We start from the raw sequence: 18,788 nt of genomic DNA, 5'->3' as shown, positions 1-18,788 counted from the left end.
TCCTTCCTGGTGTGAACGCTAACAACCCAGGTCGGGCGCCAGCGCGTCCTTGCCTTCGGGTACGGCTCTAGACCGGGGCCGTGCTGACCCTGGACACGAACGTGGGCGGCACCACGAGCCGCTCCCGCTCCTGCGGACCGCCTTCGAGCTGCCGTACGAGCACCTCGATGCTGTGCCTGCCCACCGCGTCGAAGTCCTGCCTGATGGTCGTGAGCGGCGGCGAGAAGAACTCCGACTCGGGAATGTCGTCGAAGCCGACCACGCTCACCTGCTCGGGCACTCTCACCCCCTGCTCGGTGAACGCCCGCAGCACGCCGAGCGCCATCTGGTCGTTGGCGACGAACACCGCGGTCACGTTCCTCATGCTCGCCAGGCTGCGGCCCGCCTCGTATCCCGAGCGCGGGCTCCAGTCACCGGCGAGCGGTCTCGGGGCCTCGCGGCCCGCCTGCTCCAGCGCGGCCCGCCACCCGGCCACGCGCCCTTCGGCCTCCAGCCAGTCGGAGGGCCCGCTGACGTGCCACACCGTCCGGTGTCCCAGCGACAGCAGGTGCTCCGTGGCGAGCCTGCCTCCCGCGACCTGGTCCACGCAGACCACCGACACCCCGCCCGCCTGCCCGCCCTCGACGGCGACGGTGGGCACGCCGAGCGGCAGGTCGGCCAGCGCCTGGGCGGCCGAGCGCTGCGGCGCGACCACCACGATGCCGTCCACGCCCTGGTCGGCCAGGTAGTCGAGGGCGTCGCGGACACCGGCCCGGTCGATCGACTTGAGGCTGACGATGCTGACGAAGTAGCCCGCCGCCCTGGCCGCCCGCTCGATGCCGTAGACGGTGCTGGCCGGGCCGTACAGGGTGGTGTCGAAGCTGACCACTCCGAGTGTTCTGGAGTGCTTGGTGACCAGGGCGCGGGCGACGAGGTTGCGGCGGTAGCCGAGCTTGTCGATCGCTTCGAGCACCCGCGTACGGGTTTCGCTGCGCACGTTCGGATGATCGTTGAGCACGCGGGAGACCGTCTGATGCGACACGCCCGCCTCCTTGGCCACGTCGGCCATGACCGGCAGTCGGCGCCCCAGGGTGGATCCCACGGCCGTGCTCCTTTCCTGGCTTGGCCCGACTGTGAACGCTAACAACGGATGTCGTCAATAGCTCGCGACATTACGGTCGGGTTACAGGGAAAGGTCTTGACGACCAGGGCAAGCGCTCCTTACCTTGTCGCCATTCGCAGTTGTTAACGCTCACTTGATTGTTAACGCTAACAACCCCTGAGGAGCCCCCCACTCATGTTGCGAATCGCGTTATCCGCCCTGCTCTTGGCCGGTCTGCTCACCGCACCACCGGCCGTCGCGGCGGCGGACCCCATCCCCGAAGGGGCCGTCGTGGACCAGTTCGACGGCACCACGCTCGGGCAGGACTGGACGGTGCTCTCGCCGGACGACTCCCGCTGGAGCCTGTCGGACGGCGCCCTGCGCCTGGACACGCTGACCGGCGACACCCACCAGGCCACCAACAACGCCAGGAACCTCTTCCTCGTGGACGTCCCCGACGGCGACTTCGAGGTGGTCACCAAGCTCGCCGCCCCCGTCGCGCTGGACTACCAGAGCGCGGGCCTGCTGGCCTGGCAGGACTGGGACAACTACGTACGCGCCGGGCTGGCCCACGTCGGGTTCGCCGGCGGGCCGGTGGTCGAGACGGCCACCGAGGTCGGCGCGGCCTTCACCTCGGCCTTCGCGGCCAGGCCGGGCTCCGCCGCCGAGATTCTCAAGCTGGCCAGGACCGGCGACGAGTTCACCTCCTCCTACTGGGACGGCACGGCCTGGGTGCAGGCGTCCAGGATGACCGCCGCGCTCAAGATCGGGCAGGTGGGGCTGTTCGGGTTGTCGGCGCAGAACGGCACCTCCATGCGGGCCGGCTTCGACTACTTCGCGATCAAGGCGGCCGAGGGCGCGGCCGTGGTGCCGGAGGGGCCGTTCACGTTGCGGGCGGCGGCGCTGCCGTACCTGACGGCCGACCGCTCGGGGGTCGTGCGGGCCTCGGCGAAGGCGTCCATGACCGGGCTGGTGCTCACCGCCGAGCCCGGCGGCGCGCTCAAGGACCTCGAAAGCGGCACCTACCTGCAGGCCACCACCCCCGTCCGGCTCGGCGCGCAGGCCACGCCCTTCCAGCTCAAGGACGCCGGCGGCGGCAGGGTCACGGTCTCCTCCGGCGGCCGGGAACTGTCGATCAGCGACGGCAGGCTGGTCATGGGCACGGAGGCCACCAAGTTCCGGATCGAGGACTACACCTCGGGCAAGATGAGCGTGGACACCAGGGCGAAGGGCACGAAGGTCAGCCCCGACCTGTACGGCGTCTTCTACGAGGACATCAACCACGCGGCCGACGGCGGGCTCTACGCCGAACTGGTGCAGAACCGCTCGTTCGAGTTCAACGCGACCGACGAGCCCTCCTACACGGGCCTGACCGCGTGGAGCAAGGCCGAGCGCGGCGCCACCGCCACCCTGACCGTCACCGGCGAGGAGCCGCTCAACTCCAACAACCGCAACTACCTGCGGCTGGAGGTGGCCGGTGAGGGCACGGCCGGGGCGGCCAACGCCGGGTTCAACCGGGGGCTGCCGCTCGTCAAGGGCAAGCGCTACGACCTGTCGCTCTGGGCCAGGCGCGCGGAGGCCGCGCCGCTGACCGTCACCGTCGAGGACGGCACGAGTGTGCTCGGCAGGGCCACCGTGCGGGTCAAGGCGGGCGGCTGGGCCAAGTACAGGGCGTCGTTCACCGCCTCGGCCACCACCGACGCGGGCCGCCTGATCGTGCAGGCTCCCGCCGGGCGTACCGACCTGGACATGGTCTCGTTGTTCCCCCGTGACACCTTCAAGGGGCACGGCATGCGGACCGACCTGGCCGAGATGATCGCCGATCTGGAGCCGCGGTTCCTGCGGTTCCCCGGCGGCTGCGTGACCAACGTCGGCACGTACGACCCGTACGCGGAGACCGGCGACCGGCGCCGCATCTACCAGTGGAAGGAGACGATCGGCCCGGTCGAGGAGCGGCCGACGAACTTCAACTTCTGGGGCTACAACCAGAGCTACGGCATCGGCTACTACGAGTACTTCCAGTTCGCCGAGGACATCGGCGCCGAGGCGCTGCCGGTGTTGTCGGTGGGCGTGAACGGCTGCGGCGAGAACCGGCCGCTGACGGACGAGGCCAAGCTGGCCCGATGGGTGCAGGACACTCTCGACCTGATCGAGTTCGCCAACGGGCCGGTCACCTCGACCTGGGGCAAGAAGCGGGCGCAGATGGGGCATCCCAGGCCGTTCGGGCTGGAGTACATCGGGCTCGGGAACGAGGAGATCTACGAGGAGTTCTTCGCGAACTATCCGAAGTTCGCGGACGCGATCAGGGCGAAGTACCCCGACATCAAGATCATCACGAACTCGGGGCAGACGTCGCAGGGGCCCTGGTTCGACCGGATGTGGCAGTTCGCCCGCGACCAGAAGGCCGACCTGGTCGATGAGCACTACTACAACAACACCGACTGGTTCCTGGCCAACAACAAGCGCTACGACTCCTACGACCGTAAGGGGCCGAAGGTCTTCGTGGGCGAGTACGCCTCCAGGGGCAACACGTTCTTCAACGCCCTGGCGGAGGCGTCGTACCTGACGGGCATCGAGCGCAACTCCGACGTGGTGGAACTGTCCTCCTACGCGCCGCTGCTGGCCAACGTGGACTACGTGGACTGGGCGCCGGACCTGATCTGGTTCGACAACGACCAGGCGTACGGCTCGCCGAGTTACCACGTCCAGCGGCTGTTCTCCACCAACGTGGGCGAGCGCGTCGTGCCGAGCACGTTCGAGGGCGAGGTCAAGCCCGTCGAGGACATCAAGGGCGCGGTCGGGCTGGGCGCGTGGAACACCGCGGTCAGCTACGACGACGTCAAGGTCACCGCCGCGGACGGGACCGTGCTGCTGGCCGACGACTTCTCCGCGGGGGCCGGGAAGTGGACGCCGGGGCTGGGCACCTGGGCCGTGCGGGACGGCGCGTACGCGCAGACGGCGCAGGTCGAGGACGCCAGGTCAACGGCGGGATCGGCCGACTGGTCGAATTACACGATGGAGGTGACCGGCCGCAAGACGGCGGGCGCGGAGGGCTTCCTGGTGATGTTCGGCGTGCGTGACACCGGCAACTTCTACTGGTGGAACGTCGGCGGCTGGGGCAACACGCAGTCCGCCATCGAGAAGGCCGTCAACGGCGGCAAGGCCTCGATCGCCACCTCCGCCACCACGGTCCAGACCGGCCGCGACTACCACCTGAAGGTACGGGTCGAGGGGCGCAGGATCACGACCTGGCTGGACGGGCAGCAGATCAACGACTTCGTGGACAGCGCCCGGGTGGAGCCGCTGTACCAGGTGGTCGGAAGGGACGGCAAGAAGGTGACGCTCAAGGTCGTCAACGCGCAGGACACCGCCGTGCGCAGCAGCGTGGACCTCGGCTCCGCGCGGTTCCGGCCGGCCGCCACGGTGACCTCGCTGACCGGCGCGCCGTCGGACGTGAACTCGATCTCCGAACCGGAACGGATCGCGCCGGAGCGGCGGCAGGTGAACGGATTCTCCTCGTCCTTCACCTACGACTTCCCCGCGTACTCGGTGACGTTCATCGAACTCACCGAGCGGTGACCCCGAGGGGGCGGGCCCTTTCGCGGCCCGCCCCTCTTCTACGGGATCACGCGGTAGTGGGTGGTCATCCGTCCCTCGTCGTCGAGCACATGGAAGGCGATCACCGGCGGCAGGTCGTAGTCGACGCAGTTCCCGAAGCTCGTGCCGCCCTCCCATGGCAGCGTGATGGTGGACACGACGCCCCCGCCGACCAGCAGCGGCAGCCCGGCGAACGTGGTCGCGGCGGCCACGTGGGCATGGCCGGCCAGCACGGCGGGCACGTTGGCGCGGCCGGTCAGCAGCGCTTCGAGCCGCCCGGTCTCGTGCAGCCTGATGCCGTCCACCGGCGGGGTGTGCAGCGTTACCGGCGGGTGGTGGAAGGCCACGAAGACGGGCAGGTCCGCGCCGTCCAGCACGCCCTCCAGCCAGTCGAGCGTCTCCTCCTCCAGGTGTCCCGCGTCCTCGCCGGGGATGGAGGAGTCGCACATCGCGTAGATGGCCCGGTCGGTGCGCAGCACCTGGTTGATCGGCTCGCCGGACGGCTCGCCGCCCAGCAGCACCCGGCGGAACTCGGCTCTGACGTCGTGGTTGCCGGGGCCGGCCAGGACCGGGTGGCGCGAGCTGAGCAGCTTGCCGGCCGTCTCGTACTCCTCGGCCGCGCCATGGTCGGCGATGTCGCCGGTGACGAGCACCGCGTCGAGGTCGCCGGGCAGCGCGTCGAGATAGCGCATGACGGCGGCGGCGCGGGGCACGCTCTCGGGCGTGGCGCCGATGTGGATGTCGCTCAGGTGAGCGATCACGATCATGAACGCGGTCCTTCCTGTTCTTGTCCTACCGGCCCGGGAACCCGGCTGCCATCCCGGCCGTTGTTCTGGATGAGCAGATGGTGCGGATCACAATGGCGGAGGAGGGACATGGGCTGGCACTACCGCAAGTCAATCAAACTGGGGCCGTTCCGGATCAACCTGTCACGGCACGGCGTCGGCCACAGCTACGGTAACCGGCGCTTCCACGTCTCGACCACGCCCGACGGCCGGCGGCACGTCTCGGTGCACCTGCCCGGCGGGTTCCATCTCGCCAAGAGCTTCGGTGGCAAGCGCCACCGGCATTATCGCTACTGACACTCGGCGGTCTCACGACCGCTTGAGATAGAACGGGCCGGGGGCGAAAGCCTCCGGCCCGTCCACTTTTCGCACCCCTCCGCGATCCCGCCCCGCCCTTTCACGCCCTTTCGCGCCTTTTCGCGACCGGGCCGCGCCCTTTTCGCACCCTTTCGCGACCCCGCCCCGCCCTTTTCGTGCCCTTTCGCGACCCTGCCGCTCCCATGCAGAGTGGTCGGATGAGCCCTCACATGTCGCCTGAGGAGTTCCGCCGGCACGGCAAGCAGGTCGTCGACTGGATCGCGGACTACCTCGCCGGAATCTCCTCCTATCCCGTCATGTCCCAGGTCAAGCCGGGCGAGATCCGCGCCGCCCTGCCGTCGCGCCCGCCCGAGGAGGGGGAGCCGTTCGAGAACGTGCTGGCCGACCTCGAACGCGTCCTGCTGCCCGGCATCACGCACTGGCAACATCCGGGCTTCTTCGCCTACTTCCCCTCCAACGCCAGCGGCCCGGCCATCCTGGGCGACCTGCTCTCCAGCGGGCTGGGCGTGCAGGGCATGCTCTGGGTCACCAGCCCGGCCTGCACGGAGCTGGAGACCGTGGTGGTGGACTGGCTGGCCGAACTGCTCGGGCTGCCCGAGCACTTCCGCACCGACGCGGCCGGCGGCGGCGTCATCCAGGACTCGGCGTCGAGCGCCTGCCTGGTCGCGCTGCTGGCGGCACTGCACCGGGCGGGCGGCGGGCGGGTCGCCGCCGAGGGCGTCGACCGGCGCTACACGCTGTACGTGACGTCCCAGACGCACTCGTCGCTGGAGAAGGCGGCGCGGATCGCGGGCCTGGGGGCGGCGGCCGTACGGGGCGTGGACGTCGATCCCGGCACGCTGGCGATGGACCCCGGCCACCTGCGTACCCTGCTGGCCGAGGACGAGGCCGCCGGCGCCGTGCCGGCGATGGTGTGCGCCACCGTGGGCACCACCTCCACCACGGCCATCGACCCGGTGCCCGCCATCGGCGAGGTGTGCCGGGAGCGCGGGGTCTGGCTGCACGTGGACGCCGCCTACGCGGGGGTGGCCGCGGTCTGCCCGGAACTGCGGTGGCTGAACGACGGGGTGGCCGCGTACGCGGACTCGTACTCCACCAATCCGCACAAGTGGCTGCTGACCAACTTCGACTGCACCGTGCTCTGGACGGCCGACCGCGCCCCGCTGCTCGGCGCGTTGTCGATCCTGCCCGAGTACCTCAGGAACGCCGCCACCACGACCGGCTCCGTCGTGGACTACCGGGACTGGCAGGTGCCGCTCGGCCGGCGGTTCAGGGCGCTGAAGTTGTGGTCGGTGATCCGCTGGTACGGCGCCGAGGGGCTGCGCGAGCACATCCGCAAGGGCGTCGCGCTGGCCCGGGAGCTGGCGGGGTGGATCGCCGCCGATCCGGGGTTCAGGCTGCACGAGCCGCATCCCCTGGGCCTGGTGTGCTTCCGCCCGGTGTGGCGGGGGCTGCCGGCGGCCGAGTCGGACCGGGCCACGTTGCGGCTGATGGAACTGCTCAACGCGAGCGGGTCGATGTACCTGACGCACACGAAGGTGTCCGGCCGGGTGCTGTTGCGGATGGCCATCGGGACGGCGGCGACGGAGCGGCAACACGTGGAGCGGGCCTGGGAGCAGATCCGCCGGGAACACGCCGCCCTGTCGGCCACGCTCCCATGATCGTCATCCGTAGCGGGCGAGGAGTTCTGCGCCGATCCTGGCCAGTTCTGCCCTCACCTCGTCCGGCTCCTCGACCTCCACCCGCGCGCCCCACCCGGCGAGCTGCTCGGCGATCGTCAGGGCCATCGGCGCGGCCACCCGCGCCCTGACCCGCCCGTCCGCCGTCTCCCCCAGGGTCTCGCAGTGCCGCCCGAAGTGGTCGCGCAGGATGGGCAGGAGCCGGACGGAGATGAGCACGGTCGCGGAGACCGTCGAGCGCCGCCGCTCCATCTCCGCCACGACCCGCTCCCACGCCCGTGACAGCTCGAAGTCGCCGGGCCGCTCGAACTCCGCCTCCGTCACCACGGCCTCGACGATCCGGTCCACCCGGAAGGTGCGCTGACCGCGCTCGGTCCCGGCCAGCAGGTACCAGATGTCGTCCTTGTCCACCAGGCCCCAGGGGTCCACCAGGCGTTCCGTGCGTGGGTGGTCGCGGCGGCCCTCGTACACGAGCCTGACCCTGCGCCGCCGTACGGTGGCGTCCTGCAAAACCCGGACCAGCTCGGGGCGTTCCTTGTCCGGCTCGCCCCAGCGGGCGGGGTCGATCACGACCGCGTCCGCGGCGGCCTCCGCGTCGGCCCTGAACGTGTGGGGCAGCGCCCGCATCAGCTTGCGCAGCGCGGACTTGACCTCGGGGGCGGCCGGCGCGGCCGGTCCCGCCAGCAGGAACAGCGCGCGGGCCTCCTGTGCGGTGAGCCCGCTGAGGTCGGTGCGCGCGCCGCCCACCAGTTGCCACCCGCCGCCGCGCCCCTGCTGGGGGTAGACGGGGATGCCGGCCGCGGACAGGGCTTCGAGGTCGCGGCGCGCGGTCGCCACGGAGACCTCCAGCCGCTCGGCCAGCTCCGCCGCGGTCACCCGGCCGCGCGCCTGCATGAGGAGCAGCGCGGCCACCAGTCGATCGGCTCGCATGCCCTCCATCATCCCCGCCAAAGCGCTCACCGGCTGAGCACTTCAACGCCTCCCACCCCCAGCGCCCACCCCCAGCGCCCGCCCTCAGTGCCCGCCCTCAGTGCCCGCCCTCAGTACCCGCCTCCCGCCGTTCGCCACCGGCTGTTCGTCTCCCGCTGTTCTCCGCGGGTGGCGCTTCTGCGATCCTGGAGCGGTGTCCAGGCCGCGCATCCTGCTCACCGCCCCGCCCCGTACGGGGAAGACCACCGTCGTCCGCCGTCTCGCCGCCCTCCTGCGGGCCGCGGGCGTGCCGATCTGCGGCTTCCTCAGCGACGAGATACTCGAACACGGCCGTCGGGCGGGCTTCTTCGTCGAGGACTTCACCGGCCGCCGGGCCGTGATGGCCCACCTCTCGTGGGTCACGGGCCCGCGAATCGGCAGGTACGGCGTCAACGTGCCCGCGTTCGAGCGCATCGCGCTGCCGGCCATCCGGCAGGCGCAGGCCGCGCGGGGCACGGTGACGCTCATCGACGAGCTCGGCCCCATGGAGCTGCTCTCACCCGCGTTCCTGCCGCGCTGCGTGGCGCTCTTCGAGGCCGGCGTCCCAATCGTGGCCACGGTCCACCAGCGCACCCATCCCTCGCTCCAGGCGCGCGTGGACGCCGAGCTGATCACCGTGACCCCGCAGAACCGCGACGACCTCCCCGAGGCACTCGCCCGCCTGCTCGCCCCCTGACCGCCAGAGCCCCCTGACCACCAGAGCCCCTGGCTGTCAGAGCCCCCTGCGCCCGGCCCCGGCTGTCAGGGGTTCCGCACCCGCAGCCCGAACGCCGACAGCCCTTGCTCTCGATGCTCGATCATGCCGAGCCGCCGGTAGAAGGCGTGGTTCGCGGGCCCTTCAGAGGTGGACTCGTGGTCGGTGGTCACCATGAAGTAGCGGCAGTGCGCGTAACGTTCCATGAGGTGCTCAAGCAGCCGCCGCCCAATGCCCCGCCCGTGGAACTCCTTGTCGACCAGCAATTCCTGTACGTAACAGATCACCTCATCATCGGACACCGTCCGCGCCAGCCCGAGCAGCCGCCCGTCGTCGTCCCTGGCGGTGACGACGAGATGCGAGCCGGCCAGTGCCCGGCAGACCTTGGCGACGTCCCGGGTCCAGACGTCCCACCCGACGGAGTCGTACAGCTTGAAGATCTCGGCCTCGTCAAACGAGCTCTCATGCGCAAGGGTCACCATCCGGACGACTGTATCCGGGGCGATTCTCAGGGAGCGGATCGGCCCGGACGGGGCTCGCCCTTGCGGCGGCGTTCCAGCCGGGCCCTGGTGCGCTGCGCCTCGGCGTGCCTGATCTCGGTGAAGATGCCCAGCGCCTCGTGCCAGGCGCGGTCGGCGGCCTCGATCGCGCCCATCGCGTCGTGGCTCTCGCCGAGCCGGGTGAGCGTGCACGCCTCGTTGTAGCGGTCGGCCAGCTCGCGGAAGAGCTGGAGTGCCTGCTCGTAGCAGGCGACCGCCTGCCGGTGATCGCCGAGCCGGTGGTGTACCAGGCCGAGGCTGTCCCAGGTCTCCGCCCTGCCGCCCACGTCGCCGAGCTTCTCGTGCAGGACGAGCGCCTCCTGGCAGCACAGGAGCCCCTGCTCGTGATCGCCGACCCGGATGTGGAACCAGCCGACCGCGTTGAGGCAGTCGGCCGTGCCCGCCTCGTGGTCCACGGCGCGGTAGAGCTCCAGGGCCCGCTGGGCGTGGTGCAGCGCCTCCACGTCCCGCCCCTGGGGTTCGAGGGTCGCCGCCAGGTTGCGGTGGGTGTACGCCTGGCCGGCCAGGTCGCCCAGTTCGTCGAACAGCCGCAGCGCCGCCCGCAGGTGCCGGTCGGCGGCGTCATGGTCGGCCAGCCGCAGCGCGGCGCGCGCCACGTCGCGGTGGGCCAGGGCCTGCCCGAGCCGGTCCTTGCACCGCTCGGCGGAGGCCAGGCCGGTGTTGGCGACGTCGGCGAGGTCGCGCCAGTGCCCCTGCCTGTCGAGGTAGGTGCCCGACGCCCAGGCCAGCTGCCAGCAGCACACGTCCAGCCGCAGCTCGGCGGCCTGGGCGACCACGTCGAGCAGGACGCGGTGCTCGGCCTCGAACCATCGCATCGCCTCCTCGGGGGTGGTGATGTCCACCACGGTGACGCCCGGTCTCGGCGCGGCCACCTCGGGCGGGTCGCGCAGGGTGTTGAGCAGCCGTTCGGCGGGGAAGGCCGTCTGCAGGTGGAAGTCGCAGTCCCGGTGCACGGCGGCCCTGCGGGACGCGGCGCTCTCCACGTTGCGGGCCAGCTCCCCGGCGTAGGCGCGCAGCAGGTCGTGGAAGGTGTAGCGACCGGCCGCGTGCTCGATCAGCAGGTTCGCCCTGGTCAGCTCGGACAGCGCGGCACGCGCGTCGGCCGGGCGCACGCCGGCCAGGCTGGCGGCGGCGTACAACGTGATGTCGGGGCCCGGGTGCAGCCCGAGCAGCCGGAACAGCCGCTGCGCGAGATGGCCGATGCGCTGCAGGGACCAGGAGAACACCGAGCGGATGTCGGTGGAGATGTCGGAGCTGTGGAAGGCGTCCAGCCTGCCGTCGGCCACCCGCAGTTCCGCCGCGAGCTGGGTCAGGGGGAAGCCGGGGTGGGTGGCCGCCCGCGCGGCGACCAGGGCCAGCGCGAGCGGGAGCAGCCCGCACAGCGCGATGATCTCATCGACCGCCTCGGGCTCCGCGCGTACCCGCCCGGCGCCCAGGCGGCGGGCCAGCAGCTCCCGCGCCTCCTCCGGCGACAGCGTGTCCACCGTCATCAGCCGCGCGCCCTCCGCGGCCACCAGGCCCGCGAGCTGGTCCCGGCTCGTGACCAGGACCTGGCAGCCGGGCGCGCCCGGCAGGAGGGGACGGACCTGCTCGGCGTTCTCCGCGTTGTCCAGGATGAGCAACATCCGCTGGTCGGCCAGCAGGCTGCGGTACAGCGCCGCCTGCGCCTCCAGGCTGACCGGGATCTGCGGCGGCGGCACCGCGAACGCGTCCAGGAAGCCCCTGATGGCCTCCGCGGGCTTCATCGCGGAACCGCTCGGGTCGAAGCCGCGCAGGTTCACGTACAGCTGCCCGTCGGGGAACCACTTGCGGACGCGGTGCGCCCAGTTGACGGCGAGCGTCGTCTTGCCGACGCCGGCCATGCCGGCCAGCGCGCTGATGACGATGGGCCGGAACGCGCCCACGCTCCCGGACGGGCAGAGGTCGTCCAGGCGGCTGAGTTCGGCGTCACGGCCGACGAAGTCCGGCATCCCGTACGGAAGCTGCGCCGGCGCCGGCAACCTGGCGGCGGGAGCGGGACCGGCGGGAGCCGGGGTCAGGCTGGGATCGGCGGCGAGGATCTGCTCGTGCATCCGGCGCAACTGCGGGCCGGGATCGATGCCGAGCTCCTCGTTGAGATGCCTGCGCGCCTCCTGGTAGGCGGCCAGCGCCTCGGCCTGACGGCCGGACCGGTACAGCGCCAGCATGAGCAGCACGCGCAGCCGCTCCCGCCACGGGTACTGGGCCACGAGCGTGCGCAACTCGCCGACCAGCTCGAAATCGCGGCCGAGGGTGAGGTCGAGGTCGATGCGGTCCTCCATGACGTCGGCGTGGCGCTCGTCGAGGCGGGCCCGTTCCGCGTCGATCAGGGGACAGCTCAGGCCGTCACAGGCTGGACCGTGCCACAACTCCAGCGCGGCGGCCAGGATGCGGGCGGCCAGCGCGAGGTCGCCCTCCGACCTGGCGGCGCGCGCCCGCTCCACCTCCGACTCGAACAAGTGCAGGTCCAGCAGGTCCTTGGGCACGCTGAGCAGGTAGCCGATGTCGGTCCAGGTCAGCGTCCTGGACGGCGCCCTGGGCGAACGGTGCGGCTCCAGGACGCGGCGCAGGGCCGACACGTGCTTCTGCACCAGGTTCACCGCGTACGCGGGCGGCGACGGACCCCACACGGCGTCGATGAGCTGCTCGCGACTCATCGGCCGGTTGGCGCGCAGCAGCAGCACGGCCAGGAGCGTACGCTGCTGGAGGGAGCCGAGCACCAACTCGTCGTCCCCCAGCCAGGCTCGCAGTGCTCCCAGGACCGTGAACCTGACGGTCTGTGGCCCCTGGTCGCCCATCCCGTCTCCAGCCGATTGGCGCATCCTCAGGTAAAGATAGACCGCCGAGCCGCACCGGCCCATAGCCGACGGGCACAGGCACTCCAGTGGCCAGTCCAGTGGTTCCTCCAACGGGCCCCTCCATGCTGGGAAGCGCCGAATCCTCACCATGCCCAAGAAGCTGGAGGATGCCTCATGTCCCATAGCGAAGAAATCGTCGCGCCGGCGCGGTTCGCCAGGATCGAGACCGATGGGGAGGTCCTGCTCGCCAACCTCGACATCGACGGCGGCCTGCCCCCTCGGGGCACCGACCTCACCCGCCTGCTGGACGGGCTCAACGACGTGATCGACGGCCCGGGGGACCTGTCCGACCTGATCCGGCTGGCCGTCCATCCGACGTCGCCGGGCCAGAGCCTCTACCTGCAGATCGCTCCGGGGGACGCCAGGCGCGTCCGTCTCTTCCGCTCCGACGGCGACGGCGGCTGGGTCCGCGCCGTGGGCGCCGCCGCGGATCCGGCCGGGGAGAGCGTCAGGATCCCCCTCCCGCTCGACGACTCGGGCGGGGCCGAGCTCAGGATGGAGGCCGTCACCCTGCGCGGGGCTCCGGGGCTGAACGGGTCCCCCGCCGAGGTCGAGGTACGGGTCACCAACGGCGCCGACGCCGGCGGCGACTCGGTACGGCTCAGGATCGCGCCCTTCTTCCTGCTGTCGAACCTGGACCCGGTCGAGCGGATCTACGTCGTCTACTACGCCAGGCAGACGAATGAGGGCACCCATCCCATGGTGGCGGACCTCGCCGAGGCCCTCAGGCTCGCCTACGGCGAGGACGCCGTGCCCAGGGAGTCCGCCGACGGCTTCACGCCGGGCGAGAACGGCCGCCTCCACCTGATCGACGGCGGCAGGTTCCGGTTTCCCGACTTCTTCCCGCAGGACGAGTTCGAGATCGGTTATTGCGGCACCGGCTCCGTGGGCATGCGGGTGGCGGTGCACAATCCGCGCAACAAGGGCGACGGGCTGCGCGACTGGGTGCGTACCGAGTTGCCCAGGCACGGTGTGGGCCTGTTCGGCGATCTCGCGGCGCCGCTGCCGATCGACTCGACGGACTACGGCGGCAACCTTGAGGTGAGCGGGCCGGTCATGTCCGTCACCCCGGAGCAGGAGGCGGGGATCGCCGGACCCCGGGTGCCGGAACACGGCGTCGCGCCGCACGGCAAGATCCTGCTCGGTGAGTGCCGGCGGCACGTCTTCACCCTGCCCTCCGCACTCGCGCCGGACCTCGACGGGGGCGGCTCGGCGCGAGTGTGGTGGGCCTTCGAGGACCACAAGTTCGGGCTGCGCAGGACGATGCGCGTCACCGTGCTCCGCGCGGGCCGGCGGTGGCTGGTGGAGGACCGCTCGACGGACCACCGGTGGCCGGCGTCCTGGGTCTTCGAGATCGTCGCCGAGCCGCACGGTCTGGAAGTTCACTACACGCGCTCCGTCAGCCCCGCCTACCGCGCCTTCCTGGAGGCCCAGGGCGGCGTGCAGCCGATCCTGCCGCTGGACACCTCCTGGTTGCACGTCGGGCACGTCGATGAGTTGCTGAGCGTGGTGCCCGGCGACGCCTCCGCGCCCTTCCGGCTGCTCCTGGCCTCCCCGGAGCGCGCGCTGAGGCTGCTGGAGCTGGCCCTGTCCCGCGAGACGGCGCAGGGGTTCGGGCTCACGCAGATGCTGCGCGGCCAGGGGCTGCCCTTCGAGCTGACCGATCCGGCCACGGTGCTCAGGAGCGCCGAGGACCTGAACGGCGAGCTGGACGAGAAGGTGATCAACGCGATCGAGCAGCGGCTGATGCAGGGGCTCGCCCTGAGCGACGACGATCTGATCCGGCTTCCCGTCCTGTTCGTCACGGACGTCAAACGGCAGCCGGACGAGTTCGAGCTGCCCGACGTCGGCCGCCTGCGGGCCACCGCGCGCACCCCGAACCTGGTCAACGCGCTGGTGAGCGACCGCAACGTCTTCCTTCCGCACGCGCTCGGACCGCGGATGCGGCCCGACGGCGTCGCCCTGGTGCTGCGCGACCTCGACCCCCGCCTCCCCGCGCTGACCGGCGAGCAGCTGGGACGGCTGACGGACCAGCGGCACTGGGCGACCTCGCGTACCTGGGCCGGGGATCTGGCCGGCGCCTTCGGGGTGTCCAAGGAGGCGTTGCTGGCCACCGGTCAGTTCGACGCGAACGAGGAGACTCCGGCGCGCTGGACGCGGATCCGGATCCCGGGCGGCGACGTGGACGTGTTCGAGGCGTACACGGCGAGTGCTCTGGCCCGGCGCGGCCTGACCGCGTACTTCATCGACACCTGGGCGCCCTTCCACCTCAACGAGGGTGAGGTGCACTGCGGCACCAACGTCATGCGCACGCCGCGGGAGGCGACCACCGACCGCCACACCGGAAGGAACGATCATGACCGTTGAGGAGTTCGAGGAGCTGTTCGCCTCCTGCGTGCGAGAGTCCGGGTCCGCGTACGTGGCCGCCAGGGAGACGATCCTGAGCACGCCGGACGACCCCGTCGTCCGGGTCGGCCTGCGGCGCAAGGCATCGAGCTCCGATCCCGAGACCGCCACGAACGCCGGGATCCTGCTGGGCTGGCTCATGCACGGGCACCTGTACAGGATGGCCGCCTCCGTCATGGAGGACCGCGCCGGCACCATCGTCGGCCTGACGCCCGCCCCCGGCCGCCTGGCCCTCGAACTGACGGCGCTCGGCCGGTCCATCGTGCCGAGGCTGGTCGAGATGCTGACCAAGTCGCGCGAGTTCTCCTCGCCGACCGACATCCGGATCATCCTGCAGGCGCTCGTCGAGCTGCACGACCCGGCGGCCATCGGCCCGCTCCTGCGCTTCTTCGACACGGTACGGGACGACGCCACACGCGTTCCCGTCCTGACCGCCCTGAGCACCCTCGGTGACACCGGCGACCCGCAGGTCACCGCCATCGCCCGGCGGCTGCTCGACGACGAGGAGCAGAAGCCGGCGTTACGCGGGACCGCGGCGCTGTGCCTGGGGTCGCTCGGGTGCAAGGAGGCGGCGCACACGCTGGTGAGCCTGGTCCACTCCCCCGACCCGGAGTTGCGCGGCAGCTCGGTGCGGGCGCTGAAGTACCTGTGGCGGGGGGAGAGCCGCAGAGGGGCCGCCCCCGTGCGGACGGCCCCGGAAGAAACGCCCGTGCGGACGGGCACGGCGGACACACTCGTGTGGACGGCCCTGGCAGGCGCGCCCGAGGGGACCGACACGGCAGGCGCGCCCGTGCGGACGGACACGGCAGGCGCGCCTGTGCGGACGGACACGGCCGCGTGGGCGGCCTTGGCGGAGACGTCCGTGCGGACGGACTCAGCAGCGGCCGACGCCGGCGAAGGAGCAGGCGGCGGAGACATGGGTTCGCTCAGGGACGTCCTGCAAGGGGAGGCCGACGAGCAGGTCGCCCTGGAGATGGTCGGCGCGATGAGCGTGCTGGCCCAGACTCCCCCGCCGGACGCCCCCGACAGCGCGGCGGCGAACGCGCTGGACGCCCTCACCTACGCCACGAAGAAGCACAAACACCCCTCCGTGCGGCACGCCGCCAAGAGGGCGAAGGAACGGATCACCGGCAGGGCCGATGGGGGATGATGACATGAGCGGACGGCTCCTGGCCGAACACGACGAGGTCTTCGTGGACCGCGCGGAAGAGCTCCTGGTCCTCGACCGGGCGCTGCGCAAGCCGGCCCCCGGCAGGCCGAGGCTGATGGTCGTGAGCGGCCAGGCGGGAATCGGCAAGACCGCGCTGATCGAGCGGGCGGTGGCCACGCTGCCCCGCGTGCTGCGCGCGGCCGGCGCGGAGACCGAGTCCGGGCTCCCGTACGGGCTGCTCACCCAGTTGACGGCACGGGCTCCCGCTCCCCGGGACACGATGACGGCCGGGGCGGCGCTGGCCGGCGAGCTGACGGGCGCCGAAGGCGAGGAGCCGGTCGTCATCGTGGCCGACGACGTCCAGTGGGCGGATCACGCCTCCCTGGAGGCGGTCTCCTTCGTCCTGCGGCGGCCGCAGGAGGTCAGGCTCGTCGTGGTGATGGTCGTCCGCGACCTGCACGACCCGGCGCTACCTCCCGCCGTGCACCGCCTGTTCAACGCGGCGGGCACCCTGCGGGTGCTGCTGGCCGGGCTGGGCACGGCGGCGGTGGCCGACCTCTGCGCCGAGCTGACCGGACGCCGGCCGTCGAAGCCCGCCGCCATCCGGCTGAGCCTGCACACGGGCGGCAACCCCCAGCACATCCGCGCGCTGCTCGGCCGGCTCGCGAACGCCGCCCTGGAAGACCTCGACACCCCGCTCCCCGCGCCGGCCGCGCTCACCCTGAGGGTGCTGGCCGACCTCGCCACCTGCGGTCCCGCGGGCAGGGAACTGGTCGCCGCGGCCGCGGTGCTCGGCCAGCGCTGCTCCCTGCACGCCGCCGCCGAGGTCGCGCGCCTGGACGATCCGCTGCCCGCGCTGGAGGAGGCGATCTCGGCGGGGCTGCTGCTGGAAGTGATCGGCGCGGGTGAGGTGGCGTTCCCGTGCCCGATGGTGCGTACGGCCGTGTACCAGGACCATCTCGGCCCGTCCCGGCGCACCGAACTGCACCGCAGGGCCGCGGCGCTCACGCAGGAAAGGCCCGCGGCCCTGCGGCACCACTGCCTGGGCTCGGTCGGCCCGGACGGGAAACTGGCGGCCGAGCTGGCGGAGCTGGGCCGCGAGCGGGCGGCGGAGGGCGCCTGGAGCGAGGCGGCCACGCACCTGGGCGCGGCCACCCGCCTGGCTACCACTGCCGGCGAACGCCACCGGCTCGTCCTGGAGGCGGCGGAGGGCCGGATCATCATGGGGCACGCCGGCGCGGGAGCGCTGCTGTCACAGGTGCGCGGCCTGCCCCCGTCGGCGTGGCGGGCCTACGTGCTGGCGCTGCTGATGCTGGAGTCGGGACGTACGGACGAGGCCGGGACCCTGCTGGAGGAGTCCTGGCGGCAGGCGGACGGGGCCGACCCCGTGCTGGCGGCCAAGGTGGCCACCCAGCAGGCGTTGCTGCGCATGCTGAACGGGGACGTACGGGCCGCGGCGGCGTGGAACGACCGGGCCAGGGAGCCGGCGGACCTGCCGGTGGGGCTGGATCTGGCGAGTTGCCTGTCGGCGTACACGCTGGGGCTGGCCGGCCGGGCGGGCGACGCGCTGGCCCGGCTGCCCGACCTGCCCGCCCCCGCCTCGGCCTCCGTCGCCGAACTGGAGGCGCTGCTTGGCCGGGCGATGCTGCGGCTCTGGCTGGACGACCTGCCCGCCGCCGCGCTGGACCTGCACGGCATCCTGGCCGCCAGCGCCCGGCTGCCGTTGCGGCCGCACCTGCTCGCCCACACGACGCTCGCCGAGATCGACTACCACCGCGGAGACTGGGACGGCTCGCTGGCCCACTGCCAGGAGGCCGCCAAACTCGCCGACGAGGCCGGGCACGTCCTGCTGGCGCCGGTCTTCCACGCCGGCCTCGCGCAGGTGCTGGCCGGGCGCGGCGAGTGGGAGGCGGCCGAGGCGCACCTGCGCCTGGCACGGGAGAGCACCCCGCATTCCGGCGGCGCGCTGATTCGATCGCACGCCGAGGTCGCGGCCATGCGGCTGGCCACCGCGCGCGGCGACTTCGAGGCGGTCCTCGCGTGCCCGGCTCCCGGGCAGGACCTCATCCCGTGGGCGGACATGCTCATCGACGCCCTGACCGCGACGGGGCGGCTGGAGGAGGCGGAGGAGCGGCTGGACCGCTGGGAGGCCGCCGCCCGGCGTCCCTCGCAGATCGCGGCGGCGGCGCGGGCGCGCGGGAACCTGCACGCGGCCCGTCGGCAGCCGGAGCGGGCCAGGGCCTGCTTCGAACGGTCGGCCGCCCTGCTCGACCGGCTGGGCATGTCGTTCGCGCTGGCGCAGACCGAGCTGGACCACGGCGCCTGCCTGCGGCGCTCGGGCAAGCGGGGGCTGGCGGCCGAGCGCCTCGAACGCGCGTACGCCGCCTTCGAGGGGTTCGGCGCGCGGGCGTACCTGCGGCGGTGCGTCCATGAGCTGGCGGCGTGCGGAGTGGGGTCGCGCGAGTCGAGTCCCGTCGTCGCGGGTCTGACCACGCAGGAGTCCGCCATCGCCGCCCGCGCCGCCCGCGGGCTCACCAACCGGCAGATCGCCCGCGAGCTGGCGCTGAGCGTGAAAACGGTCGAATACCACCTGGGCAACGTCTACCTGAAGCTACGGGTCCGCTCCCGGACCCAGCTGGTTCTGCGCCTCAACTCACCATGACCGGCGGGCGC

The 18,788-nt window shown here is 72.1% G+C and carries 12 protein-coding genes; 7 read left to right on the top strand and 5 right to left on the bottom strand.

The genetic code is table 11. The features are described from left to right. Positions 1-67: 67 nt before the first annotated feature. A complete protein-coding gene (locus AB0I81_RS37585; RefSeq protein WP_360667578.1) occupies positions 68-1,048 on the bottom strand; it encodes a LacI family DNA-binding transcriptional regulator in 981 nt (326 codons plus the stop codon). 228 nt (positions 1,049-1,276) lie between these two features. On the opposite strand from AB0I81_RS37585, the gene AB0I81_RS37580 reads away from it, so the two are divergent. After that, entirely contained in the window at positions 1,277-4,660 is a 3,384-nt protein-coding gene (locus tag AB0I81_RS37580; protein ID WP_360667068.1) for an alpha-L-arabinofuranosidase C-terminal domain-containing protein, read from the top strand. Positions 4,661-4,698: 38 nt separating this feature from the next. Here the strand turns inward: AB0I81_RS37580 and AB0I81_RS37575 are convergent, their stop codons facing one another. Beyond that, positions 4,699-5,445 carry a metallophosphoesterase gene (locus AB0I81_RS37575; protein WP_360667065.1) on the bottom strand — a complete coding sequence of 249 codons (747 nt, stop codon included), beginning with the start codon at positions 5,443-5,445 and terminating at the stop codon, positions 4,699-4,701. Between the two features lie 108 nt (positions 5,446-5,553). On the opposite strand from AB0I81_RS37575, the gene AB0I81_RS37570 reads away from it, so the two are divergent. Further along, positions 5,554-5,760: a DUF4236 domain-containing protein gene (locus tag AB0I81_RS37570; protein ID WP_360667062.1), complete on the top strand. Its 207-nt coding sequence runs from the start codon at positions 5,554-5,556 to the stop codon at positions 5,758-5,760. A gap of 230 nt (positions 5,761-5,990) precedes the next feature. After that, on the top strand, positions 5,991-7,442 hold the full coding sequence (locus AB0I81_RS37565; RefSeq protein ID WP_360667059.1) for a pyridoxal-dependent decarboxylase: 1,452 nt from the start codon (positions 5,991-5,993) through the stop codon (positions 7,440-7,442). A gap of 3 nt (positions 7,443-7,445) precedes the next feature. Here AB0I81_RS37565 and AB0I81_RS37560 read toward each other — a convergent pair whose 3' ends face one another. Beyond that, positions 7,446-8,390, bottom strand: coding sequence for a WYL domain-containing protein (locus AB0I81_RS37560; protein ID WP_360667056.1), 945 nt, complete (start codon positions 8,388-8,390; stop codon positions 7,446-7,448). A 193-nt stretch (positions 8,391-8,583) separates the two neighbouring features. Between AB0I81_RS37560 and AB0I81_RS37555 the strand changes: the two genes are divergently transcribed. After that, complete coding sequence (locus tag AB0I81_RS37555) at positions 8,584-9,105, top strand: nucleoside-triphosphatase (RefSeq protein WP_360667053.1); 522 nt, start codon at positions 8,584-8,586, stop codon at positions 9,103-9,105. A 65-nt stretch (positions 9,106-9,170) separates the two neighbouring features. Here AB0I81_RS37555 and AB0I81_RS37550 read toward each other — a convergent pair whose 3' ends face one another. Then, positions 9,171-9,605: a GNAT family N-acetyltransferase gene (locus AB0I81_RS37550; RefSeq protein WP_360667050.1), complete on the bottom strand. Its 435-nt coding sequence runs from the start codon at positions 9,603-9,605 to the stop codon at positions 9,171-9,173. A 26-nt stretch (positions 9,606-9,631) separates the two neighbouring features. Beyond that, on the bottom strand, positions 9,632-12,499 hold the full coding sequence (locus AB0I81_RS37545) for a BTAD domain-containing putative transcriptional regulator (RefSeq protein ID WP_360667047.1): 2,868 nt from the start codon (positions 12,497-12,499) through the stop codon (positions 9,632-9,634). A gap of 174 nt (positions 12,500-12,673) precedes the next feature. Between AB0I81_RS37545 and AB0I81_RS37540 the strand changes: the two genes are divergently transcribed. From AB0I81_RS37540 to AB0I81_RS37530, 3 genes are read left to right on the top strand one after another with little or no spacing between them, the layout of a single operon-like run. After that, positions 12,674-14,926: a protein-arginine deiminase family protein gene (locus AB0I81_RS37540; protein WP_360667044.1), complete on the top strand. Its 2,253-nt coding sequence runs from the start codon at positions 12,674-12,676 to the stop codon at positions 14,924-14,926. Further along, a complete protein-coding gene (locus AB0I81_RS37535) occupies positions 14,916-16,115 on the top strand; it encodes a HEAT repeat domain-containing protein (protein WP_360667041.1) in 1,200 nt (399 codons plus the stop codon). The genes AB0I81_RS37540 and AB0I81_RS37535 overlap by 11 nt, the downstream gene beginning before the upstream one ends. A 4-nt stretch (positions 16,116-16,119) precedes the next feature. Beyond that, positions 16,120-18,777: an AAA family ATPase gene (locus AB0I81_RS37530; RefSeq protein WP_360667038.1), complete on the top strand. Its 2,658-nt coding sequence runs from the start codon at positions 16,120-16,122 to the stop codon at positions 18,775-18,777. Positions 18,778-18,788: the final 11 nt, after the last annotated feature.

Origin of the sequence: Nonomuraea sp. NPDC050404 (genome assembly GCF_040655495.1) — a bacterium.
Lineage (GTDB): Bacteria > Actinomycetota > Actinomycetes > Streptosporangiales > Streptosporangiaceae > Nonomuraea.
The sequence above is the reverse complement of the archived record's forward strand: the minus strand, read 5'-3'. Positions and strand labels throughout refer to the sequence as shown.

Coding starts and splice junctions, on each gene's coding strand:
- AB0I81_RS37575 (WP_360667065.1), bottom strand. CDS start 5,445: ATGATCGTGATCGCTCACCTGAGCGACATCCACATCGGCGCCACGCCC.
- AB0I81_RS37535 (WP_360667041.1), top strand. CDS start 14,916: ATGACCGTTGAGGAGTTCGAGGAGCTGTTCGCCTCCTGCGTGCGAGAG.
- AB0I81_RS37570 (WP_360667062.1), top strand. CDS start 5,554: ATGGGCTGGCACTACCGCAAGTCAATCAAACTGGGGCCGTTCCGGATC.
- AB0I81_RS37580 (WP_360667068.1), top strand. CDS start 1,277: ATGTTGCGAATCGCGTTATCCGCCCTGCTCTTGGCCGGTCTGCTCACC.
- AB0I81_RS37530 (WP_360667038.1), top strand. CDS start 16,120: ATGAGCGGACGGCTCCTGGCCGAACACGACGAGGTCTTCGTGGACCGC.
- AB0I81_RS37545 (WP_360667047.1), bottom strand. CDS start 12,499: ATGGGCGACCAGGGGCCACAGACCGTCAGGTTCACGGTCCTGGGAGCA.
- AB0I81_RS37560 (WP_360667056.1), bottom strand. CDS start 8,390: ATGCGAGCCGATCGACTGGTGGCCGCGCTGCTCCTCATGCAGGCGCGC.
- AB0I81_RS37550 (WP_360667050.1), bottom strand. CDS start 9,605: ATGGTGACCCTTGCGCATGAGAGCTCGTTTGACGAGGCCGAGATCTTC.
- AB0I81_RS37565 (WP_360667059.1), top strand. CDS start 5,991: ATGTCGCCTGAGGAGTTCCGCCGGCACGGCAAGCAGGTCGTCGACTGG.
- AB0I81_RS37585 (WP_360667578.1), bottom strand. CDS start 1,048: ATGGCCGACGTGGCCAAGGAGGCGGGCGTGTCGCATCAGACGGTCTCC.
- AB0I81_RS37540 (WP_360667044.1), top strand. CDS start 12,674: ATGTCCCATAGCGAAGAAATCGTCGCGCCGGCGCGGTTCGCCAGGATC.